This is a genomic window from Flavobacterium sp. GQ95 (assembly GCF_059758655.1).
Genome location: NZ_JCAXEB010000001.1, coordinates 266,770 through 281,240 on the forward strand (window position 1 = coordinate 266,770; position 14,471 = coordinate 281,240).

Sequence of the window (14,471 nt, forward strand, 5' to 3'; positions counted from 1 at the left end):
CTAGCGCTTAAGCCTTTGTATTTTATCTTCTTTAATAACCCAAAATGACTAAAATAGCATTCTGTTTTCTTTCTTGTGTTGTATAATTTTGAGCAAAATTTATATTATAACAACTTCTTAATTTCGTCTACAATAACTTTAGTAGCATTCGGCATAGCCAATTTTTTAATGTTTGCACTTAATTGTTTCTGCTTTCCGTCATCTTTCAATAAAGCTTCAAAAACAATACTAAACTGACTGTCTAATTCTGATTCTTTCAATAAAATAGCGCCTTTTGCTTCTACAATTGCCTGTGCATTTTTTGTCTGATGATCTTCGGCTACATTTGGCGACGGAATAAAAATTACCGGTTTCCCCACAATGCACAACTCCGAAACCGATGATGCTCCGGCACGTGAAATAATCACATCTGCTGCAGCGTAAACAAAATCCATTCTTTCAATGAAATCAACAACTCTTACGTGTTGCTGATTGTATTTTTTATAATCCTCAAAATATAGTTTCCCGCATTGCCAAATAATCTGAACATCCTGCGAAAGCATATTCTGCAATTCTTTTTCAATTAACTGATTCACTCTTCTGGCGCCTAAACTTCCACCCAAAACCAAAAGCGTTTTCTTACTCGGATCTAAACCATAAAAAGCGATTGCTTCGTCTTTTTTACTTTCAATATCAATCAAATCCTGACGAACCGGATTTCCTGTCAAAACAATTTTTTCTTTTGGAAAAAAACGCTCTAGATTTTCATACGCAACACAAATTGCATTTGCCCTTTTGCTTAATAATTTATTAGTAATTCCAGGAAATGAATTTTGTTCCTGAATCACTGTTGGGATTCCTGCCTGACCTGCGGCTTGCAATAAAGGCCCACTGGCAAAACCGCCTGTGCCTATAACTACATTTGGTTTAAATTGTCTAATGATTCTTCTGGACTCTAATAAACTTGTTGCCAGTTTTAATGGAAACATCAAATTTTGCAACGTTAGCTTTCTCTGTAAACCAGCAATCCAAAGCCCTTTTATTTCGTAACCTGCCTGAGGTACTTTTTGCATTTCCATTTTATCCTGCGCACCTACAAAAAGGAATTCAGCATCAGGAAATTGTAATTTTAATTCATTCGCAATTGCAATTGCAGGATAGATATGTCCTCCTGTACCGCCACCGCTTAATATGAATTTATAATTTGTCATCTTTTAAAAATTTTACTCTTTAAAAACTATACTGTTCTTAACTTATTTATTTAAAACTGCATTCATAGGATTTCTCGAATTGTCCTCAATTGAATACATCATTCCTTCTTCTTCGTATATTTCATCAGCAGGTAAATCTTCTTCTGCCAATTCTTTATCAATTAATCTCTGAAGTGCTTCTTTTCGTCTTTCTTTCTCTTCTTTTTCTTCAGCTATTTCTTCGTCCTTTTTAGTAACGCTAATGATAATTCCGAGAGAGAAACAAGTCATCCAAATCGAACTACCTCCACTACTAATCAGCGGAAGCGTCTGCCCCGTTACAGGTAATAATTCAACTGCAACCGCCATATTAATCATCGCCTGAAATATCATCGGAAAACCGAGTCCGACGACAACTAACTTCCCAAATAACGTCGTTGCTTTATGAGATGCAATGACAAATCGGAACAATAACAATAAATACAAAAGCAATATCGAAACTCCTCCCACTAAACCATATTCTTCAACTACAATGGCATAAATAAAATCGGAAGAAGATTGTGGTAAAAAATTCTTCTGAACGCTTTTCCCTGGTCCTAATCCGCCTAATCTTCCAGATGCAATCGCAATTTTTGCTTTCTCAATTTGATAATCATCTTCATCAGGTTTGTCGGTGGTGAAGTTCGTAATACGACTTTCCCAGGTTGATACCCTGCTGAAGAATCTCGAATCCGGAAAAGCTTTAGCTACCAAAAGGAAAAACGCCAACATTGCAATTCCTGAACCTATAATAAAACCAATATATTTTAATGGATATTTTCCAATGAACGTTAACATCATAACCATAGCAAAAATCAACGCTGTAGTCGAAAAGTTCGCTGGTAAAATAAGTGCCAATGTGATAAAAACCGGTACCCAAAGCTGTATGAATGAAACCTGAAAAGGTTCATTTTCCTCTTTCTTTTTTGACAAATAACGTGCTACGAAAATAAACAGCACAATAGAAGCCAAAGTTGAAGTCTGAAACGTGATCCCGATAAATGGCACCTGAATCCAACGACTTGCATTTGCTCCGGCGATTACAGTTCCTTTCAGTAATGTATAAAGCAATAAGAACCAAACAACCGGCAAAGCTATTTTTGAAATCGCCCTAAAATAATGATATGGCACTTTGTGCACCCAATAAATAATCAGGAAACCAATACAGATATGTGCTAAATGTTTTACCAAATAACCCAAAGTGTTTCCGGTTCCATGACCAATGTAAGCCAGATTACTACTTGCACTAAAAACAGGCATAAACGAAAACAGCGCTAATAAAGCCACGAATGACCATATTACTCTATCTCCTTTTAATTTGTTTACTAGCTCTTTCATAATAATTATTAGTTTCAAGTTTTTCTTGTTTCAGGTTTCAGGTTTCTCCTAATGTGAAACCTGAAACTTGAAACAACATTTTTTCTACAAGTTGTGTACAGCTTGCTTAAATTGTTTTCCTCTGTCTTCGTAGTTTTCGAATAAATCGAAACTTGCGCAGGCTGGAGACAATAAAACAGCGTCGCCTTTTTCTGTTAATCTTTGTGCTGTCTTTACAGCGTCGCTCATATTGTTTACTTCAACCATAATATCCACTACGTTGCCAAAAGCCTCGATGATTTTACGATTATCGATTCCTAAACAGATAATTGCTTTTACTTTTTCACGAACTAATGACATCAATTCATTGTAATCATTTCCTTTGTCAACACCACCAACAATCCAAACTGTTGGAACGTTCATACTATCTAAAGCAAAGAATGTAGCATTAACATTTGTTGCTTTTGAATCATTGATATATTGAACATTCTGAATTTTTAATACTTTCTCTAAACGGTGTTCGACACCTTGAAAATTTGATAAACTTTCGCGAATTGTTGCATTTCTAATTTGCATCAATTTTGCTACAGAGCTTGCTGCCATTGCGTTTTTCATATTATGTTTTCCTTCTAACGCAATGTATTCTGTTTCCATTGTAAACTCTTCTTGGTTGATCTTTATTTCCATTTTGTTGTTATTTATAGAAGCCCCTTCATCGAATTTTTTAGTCAGCGAGAAAGGAATTAATTTTGCTTTTGTTGTGTTGTTTTTTAACCATTCTGCGCTTGCCTCATCATCTGCATCGTAAATAAGATAATCGCTTTCGGTCTGATTCATTGTTATTCTAAACTTTGAATCGATATACTTATGATATTTATACTCATATCGGTCTAAATGATCCGGACTAATATTCGTAATTATGGCAATATCCGGCCGGTAATCTATAATTCCATCGAGTTGAAAACTGCTGAGTTCAAGTACGTATGCATCAAATTTATTTTCGGCTACCTGCCAGGCAAAACTTTTTCCGATGTTCCCTCCCAGGCCCACATTCAAACCTGCTGATTTCAATAAATGATACGTCAGCATTGTTGTTGTTGTCTTACCGTTACTTCCTGTAATTCCAACTGTGAGCGCTTCTGTAAAAGGTTTTGCAAATTCAATTTCAGAAATCACTTTTACTCCAGCTTCAATAAGCTTTTTTACGATGGGAGATTTCTCTGGAATTCCCGGACTTTTCATTACCACGTCGGCATTCAAAATCAGGTCCTCTGTATGCTGTTCTTCTTCCCACGCAATTTTATTAATGATAAGAACTTCTTTATAACTCTCTTTTATCTTTCCAAAATCGGATACAAAAACATCGTATCCCTTTTTCTTCCCGAGAATAGCAGTACCTACACCACTTTCTCCACCACCTAATACTACAAGCCTCATCTATCTTAATTTTAAAGTAACGATTGATAATATGGCTAACATGATGGCAACAATCCAGAAACGGGTCACGATTTTACTTTCGTGATATCCTTTTTTCTGATAATGATGATGTAGTGGCGACATCAGGAAAATTCTGCGTCCTTCACCATATCTCTTTTTAGTGAATTTGAAATAACTCACTTGTAAAACCACTGAGAAATTTTCCACCAAAAAGATTCCACACAATAACGGAATCAATAATTCTTTTCTAACTGCAATTGCTAAAACCGCAATGATTCCACCAATAGTCAAACTTCCCGTATCTCCCATAAATACAGATGCCGGATAGGAATTATACCAAAGAAACCCAATTAGAGCTCCCACAAAAGCTGATATAAATACCGTCATTTCCCCCGAATTTGGGATATACATGATATTCAAATAATTAGAAAAAATAATATTTCCCGAAACGAATGTAAATATTCCGAGCGCGAGGACAGACACTGCCGATGTACCGGCCGCGAGACCATCAATTCCGTCTGTTAAATTAGCGCCGTTAGAAACTGCTGTGATGATAAAAATTACAACCGGAATAAAGATCAACCAAGCCCATTTTTCATATCCTTCACCTGTCCATGCTAATATTTCAGCATAATCAAATTCGTTATTTTTTACAAAAGGAATTGTAGTTGCCGTCGATTTCTCTTCAATAGGAGCTGGCAAAACAACCGTTGTATTTGTTCCGCTTTTATAAATGTCAGTTCTTCCTGTATCAGTTCGCACCGTTACAGCCGGGTTAAAATAAAGCACTGTTCCAACAATAAGTCCCAAACCAACCTGGCCAATTACTTTAAAAATTCCTTTAAGACCTTCTTTATCTTTTTTGAATATTTTAATATAATCATCAATAAAACCAATTATTCCCATCCAAAGCGTAGTAACAATAAGCAATACGATATAAATATTATGCAAACGAGCAAATAACAAAACAGGCACAAGTGTTGCAAAAATGATAATCAGTCCCCCCATTGTTGGCGTTCCTGCTTTTTCATTTTGTCCTTGTAGACCAAGCTCACGAACCGTTTCACCTACTTGCTGTTTTCTCAAAAAGTTGATGATTCGCTTACCGTAAATCGTAGACAAAAGCAACGAAAGCATTAATGCTAAAGCCGATCTAAAAGTGATATACTGAAAAACTCCCGTTCCAGGTATATCTAATGTTTTGTCAAAATATTCAAATAAATAGTATAGCATATTTTTCTATTTTAAAATCCAATTTTTCAATTCCAAATTCCAACGTTTCAATTGGTTTTTTGGAATTTGGAATTTTCATTTTTGTTATTTTCTTAGTTGATCTAAAATTTCTTTTACCGTTTCCATATCATCAAAATGATGACGAACACCATTTATTTCCTGATACGTTTCATGGCCTTTTCCGGCAATTAAAATAATATCATTTGGCTGAGCCAATTGACAAGCCGTTTTTATAGCTTGTTTTCTGTCGGTTATTCTTAATGTTTTTTTATAATTATGAGCTTCCACTCCTTTTTCCATTTCATCTAAAATCGCTTCCGGATCTTCGTTTCTTGGATTATCAGAAGTTAAAATTGCTTTATCACTCAAATCTGAAGCAATTTTAGCCATAATTGGTCTCTTGGTTTTATCTCTATTTCCGCCACAACCAACAACAGTAATCAATTGCTCATTTTTGGTACGGATATCATTAATCGTTTTTAAAACATTATCCAATGCATCCGGCGTATGTGCGTAATCAACTATCGCAGTAATATTTCCTTCTGAAACTATATACTGAAAACGACCCGAAACACTTTCTAAATCAGACAGTAAACGCAATGCTTCCAAACTATCCATTCCCAGTTCAACTGCAGTTCCGTAAATTGCCAAAACATTGTAAGCGTTAAAAGTCCCAATCAGTTTTACCCAAACTTCATTGTCATTTACTTTTAATAACAAACCAGATAATTGACTTTCTAATATTGTTGCTTTAAAATCGGCATAAGATTTTAAGGCGTATGTAAATTTTCTGGCAACTGTGTTTTGAAGCATTACAGTTCCGTTTTTATCATCAATATTTGATAAAGCAAAAGCTGTTTTCGGCAATGAATCAAAAAATGTTTTTTTTACATCTCTATATTCTGCAAAAGTTGGATGATAATCTAAATGATCATGCGAAAGATTAGTGAAAATTCCGCCTACAAAATGCAAAGCCTCTGTTCTCTTTTGATGAATTCCATGCGAACTCACTTCCATAAAACAATGTGTCACACCAGCCTCAATCATTTCATTTAAATAATAATTGATCGTAATAGAATCTGGTGTCGTATGAGTTGCTTTGTATTCGGTTTCATCTACCATGATTTTTACAGTTGATAATAAACCAACTTTAAATCCTGCTTTTTCAAACAATTGAAACAATAATGAAGCAATTGTTGTTTTTCCGTTTGTACCAGTAACGCCCACTAATTTTAATTTTTCAGAAGGATTTCCGAAAAAATTAGCTGCCATAAAAGCCAATGCGGTATTTGTATCTTTTACTTTGATATAAGTAATTCCTTTTTCAATATTTTGAGGCAGTGTATCGCAGATAACAGCAATCGCACCTAACTGAATTGCTTTTTCAATATAATCATGACCATCTGAAAGTGATCCGCGAATGGCCACGAAAACATCATCTTCTTCAATTTTCCTTGAATCAAAATCAATTTTGTGAACGCCGATTTCTGTCGAACCTGTTACCGATTCAATCGCTACCTTATATAATATGTCTTTCAGTATTTTCACGATAATTCTAATACTATAGTTGTGTTTTTACTAATATTTTGTCCAGCTTGTAAAGACTGTTTTTTTACTTTTCCTACTCCATTTACTTTCACTTTCAAACCTAAGTTTTCTAATAAAGCAATAGCATCCATTCCCGGCATTCCTTTTAAATTTGGAATCTGATTCGTTTTTTTATTTGATTCTTTATCAAACTTATCATAGCTGATTTCCTGTTTTGGAATTTTAGAATCCAGCTGTTTAATTTTATTGGTTGAAGGCGCATCTGTAAAAATCTTTTGGGCAATTCTTTTAAAAACCGGTCCCGCAACATCTGCTCCGTAATAATTATTTTTAGATGTATTTGGTTTATGCACTACCACAATACAAGAATATTTAGGATGATCTGCCGGAAAATATCCAACAAAAGAAGAAGCATAATACATTCCTTCTCTTCCTGCCTTACTATAATTTACCATGGCTGTTCCTGTTTTTCCTGCCATCGGAAAATCTTTTGAATATAACTTAGAACCTGTTCCTTTTTTAACCACATTTTGCAAAACTGCTTTTACTTTTTTAAGCGTTTCAGGCGAACAAATCTTTGAATTAATCACTTCTGTATCAAACTTTTTAATGCTTTTATTCCATTCTTTAATTTCTGATACAAATTGTGGTTTTACCATTACGCCATTATTTGCAACTGCATTATATAATGTTAAAGTCTGCATTGGCGTAACCGAAACATTATATCCAAAAGCCATCCAGGGAAGCGTAGTTCCTGACCAATGTTTGTCTCCAGGCTGCGGAATATAAGGCCTTCCTTCTCCTTTAAAATGCAATCCTAATGTCTTATTTAATCCGTATCCATTAATATGATTTACAAACTTAGAGGGGTTATTTTTGTAATTTTCATAAACCGCCTGAACCATTACTGTATTTGACGAAAGTTCGAATCCGCGGGCTAATGAAACTTTTCCATAACCACCTTTATGCGAGTCACGAACTGCACGTCCGTAGTATCTGATTTCTCCACCGTGACTATCATAAACCGTGCTTGTATCTGCTACCTTATCTTCTAAAATTGCCATTAAATCGACCAATTTAAAAGTAGATCCAGGCTCATGAGATTCTGCTATCGCATAATTTGTAGTTTCATAATATGATCCGTCTTCTGCTCTTCCTAAATTCGAAATCGCTTTTACATGACCTGTTTCTGTTTCCATTACCACCACACAACCGTGATCAGCTTCGTAATCTTCCAGCTGTTTTAATAAAGCGTGGTGCGCGATATCCTGGATAAAAACATCAATTGTTGAAATTACATCATAACCATCCTGAGGATCAACTTCATTGACATCACGAATAGGTTTCCATTGCCCTTTTGCAATTTTTTGTTTTAGAATTTTACCGTCTTTACCGTTCAGATAACTTTTAAAAGCCCATTCAATTCCTTTTCCAACTTCTACTCCTGTTGCCGGATCTATTCGGTCATAACCTATAGTTCTTTCAGCAATTTTCCCAATCGGATGTTTTCTGACCGTTTCCTGTTCAATTATAATTCCACCTTTGAAAGCTCCTAAATTGAATAATGGAAAACCTTTAATTTTTACATATTCCGTATAACTTAACTTGCGGGCAATCAAATAATAACGGTTTTTATTGGCTCTTGCTTTTCTTAATTCCTGTTCGTAATAACCTCCCGGTCTATCCAAAACAGTAGCCAATGAATCTGATAACGCTTTTATGTGTTTTTCAAAAGTTTCTGTTTTTGGCGCTTTGGCATCAAATCTAATTTCATAGTTAGGAATTGATGTTGCCAGTAAACTTCCGTCTGCCGAATAAATATTTCCTTTGTTTGCCGGAATCACAAAATTTCTAACCGTACGCTGTTTCGCCAGTTTTCTGTAATAATCTCCTTCAACCCATTGAATATTGGTTAATTTAACGACAATAGCAATTGCCATCACGAAGATGAAAACTGCTACGAGGTAAATTCTGTAGGATATATGTTTATCGTCTACTGCCATATTCTTTTAAAGAAACTTTTTTCTTCTTCTTTTTTAACTTCTATTTTTACTGGAGGAACCGTTGATGGAAAAATCTGTTTTTCAAGCATTTTATCCGAAATCGTTGATTCCATTTTTAATTTCATTAGTTCAGAACGTCGGTCTACAAATTCAGATCGCAATTCTTTTACCTCATTGCTCAGTTTTGCTATTTCAAAAACCTTTTGTTCGTATCGCTGTGTATTGGCAATCATAATTATGGCAAGTAAAATGATAAAGACAATGAATCGCCAGTTTTTTACAGCGTCATCATTTATAAGAAACCTTGCTTTTAATATACCAAATACTCCGCTTTTCATTTTTCTACCTTAATATTATATCTTCTCTGCAATTCTTAATTTTGCACTTCTTGCTCTGTTGTTGATTTTGATTTCAGCATCATCCGGAACAATTAATTTTCCGATAGTTTTAAATGGAACTGAAAAGTTTCCATAAAAATCACGTTCAGGTTCTCCTTCAAACATTCCATTTTTGATAAATCTTTTTACCAATCTGTCTTCTAAAGAATGATATGAGATTACTGAAAATCTTCCACCCGGATTTAAAATCTCTAATGACTGTTCGATAAACTCTTTCAAAACATCCATTTCCTGATTTACTTCAATTCGAATTGCCTGATAAATCTGAGCTAATATTTTATTCTTTACTCTTTCAGGTAAATATTTCGCTAAAACATCCTTCAATTCGTCTGTCGTTTTGATTGGGTATTTCTCTCTGGCTTCTACAATTGTTCTTGCTAAAACTGGTGCGTTTTTCAATTCCCCATAATCAAAAAAAACACGACGTAAATCCTGTTCTTCATATTCGTTAACCACCCGGTAAGCATTCAAATCATTTTTCTGACTCATCCGCATATCCAGTTCGGCATCAAATCTGGTTGAGAAACCTCTTTCCGGAACATCAAATTGATGGGACGAAACCCCTAAATCAGCCAAAATTCCGTCGACACTTTTTACTCCGTGAAAACGCAAAAATCTTTTTATAAATCTAAAGTTCTCATTAATTAATATAAACCTTTCGTCCGGCAATGCATTTGCAAGTGCATCTTCATCCTGATCAAAAGCAAATAATCTTCCGTTTGGCCCCAATCTTTTCAAAATCTCCTTTGAATGACCACCGCCTCCAAACGTAACATCTACATAAATGCCATCAGGTTTAATATTTAAACCATCAACTGTAGGATGAAGCAAAACCGGATTATGATATTCCATTGTCGTCGTCATTAATATTTCCCATTACTTCTTCGGCTAAATCTGCAAAATCCATATCTTCGCCGCTTATTGATTTTTCATATAAATCCTTATCCCAAATTTCCACAATATTAACTGCAGATGAAAAAACCACATCTTTAGCAATACCTGAAAAAGCTACCAAATCTTTTGGCACCAATAATCTTCCTAATGCATCAATTTCTACCATTTTAACTCCGGCAGTAAATCTTCGAATGAAATCATTGTTCTTTTTTACAAAACGATTGAGCTTGTTGATTTTTTGCATCATCAGGTTCCATTCATCCATCGGATACAATTCTAAACATGGCTGAAAGACAGAGCGCTTCAAAACGAATCCGTCCTGAAGAGAAGAAGCCAATTGCTTTTTCAAAGGCGCAGGCATCATTAGCCTCCCTTTAGCATCGACTTTACACTCATATGTTCCAACAATTGTGTTCAAGAAAAATCAATTAATATGTTATAGGACAAAAATATAAAAAATATTACCACATTTTACCACAATATACCACTTTGTTAATAAGTTTAACCACTTTCCTACCACTACGCCTAAATTACGATCAATCAATCCCTTAGCTAATTATTACTGAATTCCTAATTACACTAATCAATCAAAAAAATTATGCACCATTTTTCTTAAAAAAATGTCTATTATACATATTTCTTAACATTTAGCAATTCGACCAAAAACATCTCTAAAATCTGATTTATAAGCAGTTAGATATTCTACGAAAATTATCTAGTTAAAAAACGGTAGCAAAAATTCATTTTTATTTATTAAACCCTATATTTGTCCAAATTGAAATTGGCATTAAATTAGATGGACAAACACTACAAAAAAGAAGGCAAATACAGCTATTATGAAGCTGGAGAAGGAACTCCTATCGTTATTTTACATGGCTTAATGGGAGGCCTTAGCAACTTTGATGCTGTAGCCGAATATTTTCCAACAAAAGGATACAAAGTTGTCATCCCGGATTTGCCAATATACACTCAAAGCATTTTAAAAACCAATGTAAAAAGCTTTGCGAAATACGTAAAAGACTTCATCACTTTTAAAGGCTTTGATCAGGTAATTTTATTAGGTAATTCGTTAGGCGGACATATTGCTCTTTATCATACAAAATTATATCCTGAAAAAGTAGCAGGACTTGTAATTACCGGAAGTTCTGGTCTTTACGAAAGCGCTATGGGAGATAGTTACCCAAAAAGAGGTGATTATGAATACATCAAAAAGAAAGCAGAAGATGTGTTCTATGACCCTTCAATTGCTACTCCGGAACTTATTGATGAAGTTTACGCAACTGTGAACGATCGTATCAAATTAATTAAAACCTTAACGATTGCCAAGAGTGCAATTCGTCACAATATGGCCAAAGATTTACCAAAAATGACAGTGGAAACCTGTATTATTTGGGGTAAAAATGACGCCGTTACACCACCAAATGTTGCCGAAGAATTTGATAAATTATTGCCTAATTCAACTTTGTACTGGATAGACAAATGTGGACACGCTGCTATGATGGAACATCCTCAGGAATTCAACAAACTTCTTGAAGAATGGCTCGTTAAAAAGAATTTATAGCATCTAACTTTCGACTTTTAGGAGGTTTAAAAACAAAAAACATGAAAATTACAACCGCCGAATTTATTGTCAGCAATTCTGAAGTGGCAAAATGCCCTGCAGAATTTTTGCCGGAATATGCTTTTATCGGAAGATCAAACGTAGGCAAGTCGTCGTTGATCAATATGCTTACTAATCATAAAAATTTAGCAAAAACTTCAGGCAGACCCGGAAAAACTCAATTAATAAACCACTTCAAAATCAATAATAATTGGTTTTTAGTGGATTTACCAGGTTATGGTTATGCGAAAGTATCCAAAAAGACCAAATCAGTTTTCCAGCAGTTTATTACCGATTATTTTGAAACCAGAGAGCAATTAGTTTGCGCTTTTGTTTTGATTGACATTCGTCATGAAGCTCAAAATATTGACATCGAATTTATGTCGTACATGGGAGAAAGCGAAATTCCGTTTTGCATTATTTTTACAAAAGCAGATAAAATCAGCAAGACAAAAATTGACTCACATATTGCCGCTTACAAAAAGCAAATGTTTGCAAACAACTGGGAAGAAATGCCTCAATATTTTGTAACCTCATCAACAGAATCAACCGGAAAAGAAGAACTTTTATCTTATATTGATGAAGTTAATCAGGAGGTTTTTAAAAACAATAGTCAATTTTAAAAAATAAATTCCAAATCTGAAAATTCCAATTCAGAAATGAGAACAAAAAAAATCCCAAACTCCAAGTATTAATTGGAATTTGGGATTTTTTATTTGCAGAAAATTCTCAACAAAGAAAATAAATTATATTTGCTTAAAACCAACTTATCATTATGAAGATTTTTTTTTACTTTCTATTCTTATTATTCCTTACTTCTTGCAACACTACTCATTATTTCGTAATCAGTAAAAGCCATACGCAAGGCATAGATTTCTCTAACGGAAAATGGTTAATCGGTGAAATTGCCGTAAATCCATACGCTAAGGACAAAATTACCAATTTGGTTTTAAAAGATTTTTCAGAATATCTAGGTGAGAGAGTAAAATATTCATTGGATGAAAAATCATTATTACTACCTCAACAAGTTCGCCTTAATCCAAGTAAATCAACAATTTTAGATTTGAAAAAAGGAGCTAATTTCGATTATTATGTAAATATTAAATGTAAAAATGCAAAAAATGATTTGAGTGATTTTGACTTTGCAGATCATTTTTATTATAAAAAACAAATGTCTTTTGCAGAAGTTACATTAGAAGTATATGATTTAAATCTTGGAGAAATAATTTATTCTCAAACATCGGGAGGCTCGATAGAAGACGAGAACAGTTTCACAAATAAACCTACAACAGCGATTATAATAGGTACTTACAATAAAATTATAAATGACATAAAAGAGAAATCTCTAAAACCAGTCTCTAAATAAGTTTTTAATACAATAAAAAAATCCCAAATTCCAAGTTTTACAAATTGGAATTTGGGATTTTTTTATTGGAATTTTAAATAAATTTTACTTCGTAAGTTCCAGTTTTTCTGCAAAATAATCACAGAAATCTTTCATTGTGTCCGACATTTTCTCATCATCAGTTGCACGTTTAAAAGTATCTGACATTGCTACTAAAGTTTGGTGAAAGAAAATTTTCATTTCATCAACCGGCATATCTTTTGTCCATAAATCAATACGCATTGTTTCTTTAGCTTTGCTGTCCCAAATAGACAACATAATTGCTTTTGCTTCTTCAGCCTGCACTCCGCCATCCTGCGCACTCCATGTTAATTTTTCCGGAACGCGGTTTTCGTCTAATTCTATATTGAATTTAATTTCTGAGTTTATTGTATCTGACATTATTTCTTAGGTTTATATTTTGACTTTTCAAAAATCTCTTTATTATCTGTTTTTAATAATTCCGGTAAAGTAACATTGTTGTTCTTCATGTACGAGCGTACCATTTGCCATCCAATCCATGCACCAACTCTTCCGGGCGAATCATTATCTATTTCTAAATAAAACTTAGAAAACGGCGCCGGTGTCATAAATCGGGTTGTTAATTTAGGATCATCACTGTATAAGATTTCCTTTTCCATAAAATAACGCCACATATACGCTTCATTTTCTTCGCACCATTTTATCTGTTCAGGTGTATACCCAATTTTATCAGCATCTGAATATTCAGGCAAAAGCAAATCTTTTGCGTACAATTGTTTTCCTTCAAAAATCATTTGAGAAACTAAATTTCTATCCGGAAAAGCTGGAATATTTCTGTAGGCAAAACTCGAAACCACATCCGGCATAATTTGCTTTTCTTCAAAATTTTGTTTCAGATAATTCGGGAATTCATAAAACTTGTGATCTTTTCCTAAATATAATTCCAAAGCAACAATTACCAGACTGTCTGCATAAATTGCTTTGGCATTATAATCCATTTCTCCAATTACTGTAATTATTTTAGGTGTTTTAGTTTTAGGGAAATAATATTTTACATGTTGAAAAAGAGAATTGAACTCCTCGCGTACAGGCTCAAAATCCGAATATTTTTTTTGTACTTCAGTATAAACTTCTCTCCATAAAGGATCCTGCATTTTATTTAACCAAACATTATCATCATTACCAGCCGGAAAAAAGAAAGGATATTGTCTTTTTACTTTAGCAAGATCTTCTGGTTTTGTCTCAAAAAAGACCTTATCAAAACGTTCTACTTTAATATCAACAGGAATTTCTTCAACTTCTTTTTCTACTTTACTTTTTTGATCACAAGACAAAAAAAACAAGCACAGAACCACTGCAAAGCGATATATTTTCATTTTATTTTAATTAGATTTGTGTTGCATAATTTAAATAAACACTTATTTAAAATATTTGTGCAAATATACATCCCTGTATCTTAAAACTTGA

General features: G+C 33.9%; 14 protein-coding genes. 3 read left to right on the top strand and 11 right to left on the bottom strand.

Features of this window, described 5'->3' with window-relative positions; all coding sequences use genetic code 11:
- Nucleotides 1–104: 104 nt before the first annotated feature.
- The 9 genes from murG to mraZ form a co-directional block, all read right to left on the bottom strand.
- The gene (gene murG / locus AC6CH4_RS01110; protein WP_498099416.1) at nucleotides 105–1,190 is read right to left on the bottom strand and encodes an undecaprenyldiphospho-muramoylpentapeptide beta-N-acetylglucosaminyltransferase; all 1,086 of its coding nucleotides are present in this window, start codon (nucleotides 1,188–1,190) and stop codon (nucleotides 105–107) included.
- 42 nt (nucleotides 1,191–1,232) lie between these two features.
- A complete protein-coding gene (locus tag AC6CH4_RS01115) occupies nucleotides 1,233–2,546 on the bottom strand; it encodes an FtsW/RodA/SpoVE family cell cycle protein (protein WP_498099418.1) in 1,314 nt (437 codons plus the stop codon).
- Between the two features lie 84 nt (nucleotides 2,547–2,630).
- Complete coding sequence (murD, locus tag AC6CH4_RS01120; RefSeq protein WP_056194715.1) at nucleotides 2,631–3,962, bottom strand: UDP-N-acetylmuramoyl-L-alanine--D-glutamate ligase; 1,332 nt, start codon at nucleotides 3,960–3,962, stop codon at nucleotides 2,631–2,633.
- Entirely contained in the window at nucleotides 3,963–5,195 is a 1,233-nt protein-coding gene (gene mraY, locus AC6CH4_RS01125) for a phospho-N-acetylmuramoyl-pentapeptide-transferase (protein WP_498099420.1), read from the bottom strand. It abuts the gene before it with no gap.
- A gap of 84 nt (nucleotides 5,196–5,279) precedes the next feature.
- The gene (locus tag AC6CH4_RS01130; RefSeq protein WP_498099422.1) at nucleotides 5,280–6,743 is read right to left on the bottom strand and encodes a UDP-N-acetylmuramoyl-L-alanyl-D-glutamate--2,6-diaminopimelate ligase; all 1,464 of its coding nucleotides are present in this window, start codon (nucleotides 6,741–6,743) and stop codon (nucleotides 5,280–5,282) included.
- The gene (locus tag AC6CH4_RS01135) at nucleotides 6,740–8,746 is read right to left on the bottom strand and encodes a penicillin-binding protein (protein ID WP_498099423.1); all 2,007 of its coding nucleotides are present in this window, start codon (nucleotides 8,744–8,746) and stop codon (nucleotides 6,740–6,742) included. Before AC6CH4_RS01135 ends, AC6CH4_RS01130 begins: the two co-directional genes overlap by 4 nt.
- Nucleotides 8,737–9,084: an FtsL-like putative cell division protein gene (locus AC6CH4_RS01140; RefSeq protein WP_341690232.1), complete on the bottom strand. Its 348-nt coding sequence runs from the start codon at nucleotides 9,082–9,084 to the stop codon at nucleotides 8,737–8,739. Before AC6CH4_RS01140 ends, AC6CH4_RS01135 begins: the two co-directional genes overlap by 10 nt.
- A 15-nt stretch (nucleotides 9,085–9,099) precedes the next feature.
- Nucleotides 9,100–10,008, bottom strand: coding sequence for a 16S rRNA (cytosine(1402)-N(4))-methyltransferase RsmH (gene rsmH, locus AC6CH4_RS01145; protein WP_498099425.1), 909 nt, complete (start codon nucleotides 10,006–10,008; stop codon nucleotides 9,100–9,102).
- Nucleotides 9,983–10,456: a division/cell wall cluster transcriptional repressor MraZ gene (mraZ, locus tag AC6CH4_RS01150; protein ID WP_056194701.1), complete on the bottom strand. Its 474-nt coding sequence runs from the start codon at nucleotides 10,454–10,456 to the stop codon at nucleotides 9,983–9,985. The genes rsmH and mraZ overlap by 26 nt, the downstream gene beginning before the upstream one ends.
- A gap of 378 nt (nucleotides 10,457–10,834) precedes the next feature.
- Here mraZ and AC6CH4_RS01155 point away from each other — a divergent pair, with 378 nt between their 5' ends.
- From AC6CH4_RS01155 to AC6CH4_RS01165, 3 genes are all read left to right on the top strand, one after another.
- Nucleotides 10,835–11,599: an alpha/beta fold hydrolase gene (locus AC6CH4_RS01155; protein WP_192185878.1), complete on the top strand. Its 765-nt coding sequence runs from the start codon at nucleotides 10,835–10,837 to the stop codon at nucleotides 11,597–11,599.
- Between the two features lie 41 nt (nucleotides 11,600–11,640).
- Nucleotides 11,641–12,261, top strand: coding sequence for a ribosome biogenesis GTP-binding protein YihA/YsxC (gene yihA / locus AC6CH4_RS01160; RefSeq protein ID WP_056194695.1), 621 nt, complete (start codon nucleotides 11,641–11,643; stop codon nucleotides 12,259–12,261).
- A gap of 152 nt (nucleotides 12,262–12,413) precedes the next feature.
- Nucleotides 12,414–13,004, top strand: coding sequence for a hypothetical protein (locus tag AC6CH4_RS01165; RefSeq protein WP_498099427.1), 591 nt, complete (start codon nucleotides 12,414–12,416; stop codon nucleotides 13,002–13,004).
- Between the two features lie 84 nt (nucleotides 13,005–13,088).
- Here the strand turns inward: AC6CH4_RS01165 and gldC are convergent, their stop codons facing one another.
- Both gldC and gldB read right to left on the bottom strand, forming a co-directional pair.
- Complete coding sequence (gldC, locus tag AC6CH4_RS01170; RefSeq protein WP_026985662.1) at nucleotides 13,089–13,424, bottom strand: gliding motility protein GldC; 336 nt, start codon at nucleotides 13,422–13,424, stop codon at nucleotides 13,089–13,091.
- Nucleotides 13,424–14,380: a gliding motility lipoprotein GldB gene (gldB, locus tag AC6CH4_RS01175; protein WP_498099429.1), complete on the bottom strand. Its 957-nt coding sequence runs from the start codon at nucleotides 14,378–14,380 to the stop codon at nucleotides 13,424–13,426. Before gldB ends, gldC begins: the two co-directional genes overlap by 1 nt.
- Nucleotides 14,381–14,471 lie beyond the last annotated feature (91 nt).